The sequence below is a fragment of the Mycobacterium sp. SP-6446 genome, assembly GCF_001954045.1.
Lineage (GTDB): Bacteria > Actinomycetota > Actinomycetes > Mycobacteriales > Mycobacteriaceae > Mycobacterium.
Genome location: NZ_MBEM01000257.1, coordinates 1 through 4737, shown reverse-complemented (window position 1 = coordinate 4737; position 4737 = coordinate 1). Strand labels below are relative to the sequence as shown.

5 protein-coding genes and 1 pseudogene are annotated in these 4737 nt (G+C 67.3%); 2 read left to right on the top strand and 4 right to left on the bottom strand.

From position 1 onward, the window contains the following. Both A5736_RS23120 and A5736_RS23115 read right to left on the bottom strand, forming a co-directional pair. On the bottom strand, window positions 1-1998 hold a 1998-nt coding region (locus tag A5736_RS23120), incomplete at its 3' end, for an FtsX-like permease family protein (RefSeq protein ID WP_076248826.1). Next, window positions 1995-2738, bottom strand: coding sequence for an ABC transporter ATP-binding protein (locus A5736_RS23115; RefSeq protein WP_371328405.1), 744 nt, complete (start codon window positions 2736-2738; stop codon window positions 1995-1997). The genes A5736_RS23120 and A5736_RS23115, both read right to left, overlap by 4 nt. A gap of 126 nt (window positions 2739-2864) precedes the next feature. Between A5736_RS23115 and A5736_RS23110 the strand changes: the two genes are divergently transcribed. Together A5736_RS23110 and A5736_RS23105 are read left to right on the top strand one after the other, a co-directional pair. After that, window positions 2865-3647: a heavy metal-binding domain-containing protein gene (locus tag A5736_RS23110; RefSeq protein ID WP_076124240.1), complete on the top strand. Its 783-nt coding sequence runs from the start codon at window positions 2865-2867 to the stop codon at window positions 3645-3647. Further along, window positions 3647-4024, top strand: coding sequence for a DUF5073 family protein (locus A5736_RS23105; RefSeq protein WP_076248824.1), 378 nt, complete (start codon window positions 3647-3649; stop codon window positions 4022-4024). The genes A5736_RS23110 and A5736_RS23105 overlap by 1 nt, the downstream gene beginning before the upstream one ends. 33 nt (window positions 4025-4057) lie before the next feature. Here A5736_RS23105 and A5736_RS23100 read toward each other — a convergent pair whose 3' ends face one another. Together A5736_RS23100 and A5736_RS26965 are read right to left on the bottom strand one after the other, a co-directional pair. Next, a complete protein-coding gene (locus tag A5736_RS23100) occupies window positions 4058-4534 on the bottom strand; it encodes a nuclear transport factor 2 family protein (protein WP_076124244.1) in 477 nt (158 codons plus the stop codon). Window positions 4535-4634: 100 nt separating this feature from the next. Continuing rightward, window positions 4635-4737, bottom strand: a pseudogene (locus A5736_RS26965) (TetR/AcrR family transcriptional regulator); the annotation flags it as partial.

The following is a 4737-nucleotide window of genomic DNA, read 5'->3' as shown; positions in this document are numbered from 1 at the left end:
CGGGGCGGCGGCGATCTGCAGTGCCGTCGTTACCGGGCGGTCGAACCACGCCCGCATTTGATCGAGGCCCATCCCGACGGTGCCGATGACCGTCGAGAAGTAGGGCACCAGCGCCAGCACGGTTGCCTGCTGCACCCCGTGCGGCGTCTGCATCCGTAGTTGATCGCCGACCCGGACGTGCAGAACCTTGCCCAGGTTCTGTGACAGCACCACGCCCCGGCCGTCCAGCACCCGGTTGCGCACTCCCTCGTCAAGCGCGCGATACAGCGGGTCGGCGGATCCGGGGGAGAAGCCGTCCAGCATCACCCGGACGCCCCCGACCTCCGCGAAACCGAACGCGCCTTGGGTGACGCGGCCGACGCCCGGCACCGCGGCCACCGTCTCGGAAATCCCTTGCGGCAGCGGATCGGTGGGGAAGCTGTCGGGAGGATTTGCGCTCACCCAGACGGGGACGCCGGCGACCGGGGCGAAGATGCTTCGCGCCGATCGGATCATGTCGTTGTTCGTGCCGGTAATCGCGACGGTGGTGACAACCGCGATCAGCACGGTCATCACCGTTGCCCATACCCGTCGCGGCGCGCGCTCGATGGTGGCCCCCGCCAACGCCCCGACGGAGCCGAAGATGCGCGCGGTCGCGGCGGTCGCGTTGACGATGGGTGCGGTCAGCGCGAAACCGAGCGCGACCTCGGCCGAGAACACCGCGGACATCGCGACGAAAGCCGCGACGCCCCGTTGGGTGATGACCACGAAAAGCGCCACCGCGAAGACGGCGACGGCCATCAACCCAGTCGTGATCCGCAGCCAGCGAGGCACGCGGTCCGCCGCGGAAACCCCGGCGGGCGCCAGCGCCTCGATCGGTGCCACCCTGTACACCTGCCGCGCGGCCATCGCCGACGCGATCACACTGGTGAGCGCGGTGGCCACGACGGCGGCTGGTATCGCGTAGCCGGGCAGCCAGTACTCGACACGCGCTTCGAGCCCCTGGGTCATGGCCGGAGGCAAACGGCCAATGGCGATGCGGCCCATCAGGATTCCGATGCCCGCCCCGATGGCGCCGCCGATCGTTCCCAGCAGCGCGGCCTCGGCGAGCATGTCCCGAACGATGACAGTGCGGCGGCCGCCGATCGCGCGCAGCATCGAGATGACCGGCCGGCGCTGCGTGATCGCCATCGTCATCGTGGTGTAAATCAGAAACGCGCCGACCATCAGCGCAACCATCGCGCCCATCAGCGCCATGTAGTTCATCAGCTTGACACCGTCGCCGGCCCGGGTCGCCCTCATGCTCGGATCGGCGACGATGGCTCGTCCGTTCACCGCGGCGCTGACCGCGGCGCGAACCTGAGCTAGGTCCGCGCCGGAATTGACGGTGATCAGGATCGAATCGAGCTGCCCCTGACGCCCGGTTATGTTCTGCGCCAACACAAGTGGGGCGAGGACGTAGTGTCCGCCGTTGAGGGCCGCAACCTGCTTGCCCGTGAGCACCTCGGTGACCGTGACCGATCCGGAGCCGAGTTGGAACGTCTCGTCTTTGGCGCGACCCACGCCCGGTCCGACGCGGACTCCGTTCGCCGGCCCGGCGGGCTGTGCCGCCCCGCCGCCCTTCAAGGCGTCTTTCAGGGCGCCGCCCAACGCCGCGATACTGTCGTCGGCACCGAACAGCAGAACCGGTCCCGACGATGTGGACGCCGACGCGCGAATCATCGGCGCCGCGATCGCCACGCCGGGTACGCCGGCCACGTCGGCGGCTACCGTGTCGGGAAACCCCGCGTCGGTGATGCCCGAAACCTCGAGTGAAGCGATGCCGGCGATCCCGTCGGCGAGGCGGTTGACCGATCCGGTGATCGAGCCGAAGATGCCGAACACGGCGACCAGATACATTGCGGATACTGCCATTACGGCGATCGACGCCAGCGTGCGCCGCCGATGCACGGCGAGTTCACGCAGGCTGAACACGCGCAGCCGGCTCGCCGCGGCACCGATCGTGCTGGGCGGTCTCACACCAGGACCGCCGAGCGGTCGTGGGAGACGACGCGGCCGTCCTGCAGCATGATCGTGCGATCGGTCGCTTCGGCGGCCTCCGGGTTGTGCGTCACCATCACCACCATCCGGCCGCGACCGGGCTCGTGCGCAACTTCGCGCAGCAGCGTCAAAATCGAAGCCCCCGTTGTGGAATCGAGGTTGCCGGTCGGTTCGTCGGCGAGAATCAGCGGCGGGTCCATCATCAGGGCGCGCGCCACGGCGACGCGCTGCATCTGGCCGCCGGACAGCTCCGCGGGGCGGTGCTGGGTCCGGTTGCCCAGGCCCACTCGTTCGAGCAGCCGCATCGCCTCCGGTTTGGCCTTGCCCAGCCGGACGCCGTCGAGCAGCTTCGGCACCGCCACGTTCTCCCACGCCGACAGGGTTGGCAGCAGATTGAAGAACTGGAATATGAAGCCCACGCGATGATGGCGAAACTCCGACTGCTGCCGGTCGGAAAGTTGGCCGATCTCGTCTCCATCGAATTCGATCGAGCCGGAATCGGGGGAGTCCAACGCGCCGAGCAGATGCAGCAACGTGCTCTTGCCCGCGCCCGACGGCCCGACCATGGAGGTGAACTGTCCGCCCTCGAGCCGCAGGCTGATTTTGTCGAGCGCACGCACGGTTTGGCCGCCGACCCGGTACTCGCGCACCACGTCCACGAGATCGATGGTCAGGAGTTTGTGCTTGGGACCGGCGCAGGTGTCGACCCGTCTGAACATGATCCTCCCGCGAGTCCGCCGCTGATATCGGAGATAACGAGTCCGAACCCCGATCGGTTCAGCCGGGTTCGCGTGTGCGGGGCGCCCCCGCGTCCTACGCTGTGCGGGACCCAGGAGGATTTGCCGATGCAACCGAACCCGCTCGATCCCGTCGCCAGCGAACGGCTGTCGCACGCCGGGAAGGTCTTCACGTCTGACCTGTCGATCAATGAATTCGCCCTGCTGCATGGCGCGGGTTTCGAGCCCATCGAACTCGTGATGGGCGTCTCCGTCTATCACGTCGGCTACCAATTCACCGGCATCAGGCAACAATCGGAGTTGCCGGTGCTCACCGACGCGACGTATCGCGCGCGCTGGAACGCGATGTCGCGAATGCAGGCCGAGGCCGATTCGCTAGGCGCGGACGGCGTGGTGGGCGTGCGACTCGAATGGCGTCATCAAGAGGGCGAACACCTCGAGTTCATCGCGGTCGGTACGGCCGTGCGCTATACGGCCAAGCCCGGGGCCTTTCGACGCGCCAACGGACAGGCCTTTACCAGTCACCTGTCCGGACAGGATCTGACGACGCTGCTGCGCTCCGGGTATACGCCGGTTGCGTTCGTGATGGGCAACTGCGTGTTCCACGTTGCCGTACAAGGGTTTTTGACGATGCTGAAGCAAGTGGGCCGCAACGCGGAGATGCCGCAGTGGACACAGGGCAGCTACCAGGCCCGTGAACTGGCGATGTCACGGATGCAGAGCGAGGCCGAGCGAGACGGCGGCAACGGTATCGTCGGCGTGCATTTCGCCGTCTCGAACTATGCCTGGGGACACCACACCGTCGAGTTCTATGTCGCGGGAACCGCCGTGCGCCGCAACGGCGAACCCCAGACCATCACACCGTCGTTCGTGTTGCCGATGAGCGAGTGATGACGGGCTTCGACCACGATCGGGTCAGCCGCGCGATCGGAACCGCGTTGGCCGGTCCCGGCGGAGTTGGGCTGGTGGTCAGGGTGTTCTGCGGCGTGCCGGGAGTGATCCTGACCCCGGCACGGCGGGGCTTTTTCCGCTCGCAGCCCGAGCGCATACAGATCGGCGACTGGCGCTACGAGGTCACCGCCGACGGGCGGCTCGCCGCGGCCCACGTGGTGAACGGCATCGTGCTGGCCGAGGAGGTCCTCGCCGCGGCCGCCGTCGGCCCGCACATCGCCCGCGCGCTCGGGCAGGTGGTGAGCAACTACGGTCCGACAATCATGCCCAACGTCGACGCGGCCCTCGAGATGCTCGAGGCCGGAAGCTTCGGATGATGGATCGTCAAGCGATGCAACTTATTTCGGCCCCTACGCCGTCTCGCGCGGGCCCGCCTGGTCGATCGCCAGCACCCACCGGCTGAACTTCCACACACGGCCCTCCTTGACCGCGGTGAACTCGTAGCAGCCCGACAGGTCTGGGGTCGGCGGGCCCCCGTCCCGGATGGCGAACACCTGGACATAGCAGTACCCGGTCGCTTCCGTGGCGCCCTGGCTGGAGAACCAGAACGAGTTCAGTGCGTGCCGGCGCTGGTTGTTCTCGGCCTTGAAGTCCTCTTTCCGGACCGCGAGCAATTTCATCACCGTGTCGACATCCCCCGACAGCGTTTTGCCCTCGTGCTGCAGGACGAGTTGCGGCGACTCGGTGAACAGCGCACGGAAGTCGTCCAGAAGGTTCTCGTCATAGGTGTAGGCGTAGGCGCCAAACAGGTTGATGATGGCCAACCGATCGGCGACGTCGAAGTCGGCGCCGCCGACGTCTCCGACCGACCGCTGCCCGTCCACCACGGTTCGACCTCCTCGATCTCGCCCGCCGCCGCTGCGACCCTCCACGAATACTCCACCGTGACAACGTCGATCGGCAAGATGTGGGCGGTGCCCGCAGTTTTCAGGCCACGGATGCCCCGAGTATGAGGTTGACCGCCTCGTCGAGCTGGCCGGCGATCTCGTCGTAGCTGACGAACCGCGCGGTCATCAGGGCACCGGCGAAG

Bases quoted from the DNA above. Each gene is read 5' to 3' on its own strand.
- A5736_RS23115 (WP_371328405.1), bottom strand. From the start codon at position 2,738: ATGTTCAGACGGGTCGACACCTGCGCCGGTCCCAAGCACAAACTCCTG.
- A5736_RS23110 (WP_076124240.1), top strand. From the start codon at position 2,865: ATGCAACCGAACCCGCTCGATCCCGTCGCCAGCGAACGGCTGTCGCAC.
- A5736_RS23105 (WP_076248824.1), top strand. From the start codon at position 3,647: ATGACGGGCTTCGACCACGATCGGGTCAGCCGCGCGATCGGAACCGCG.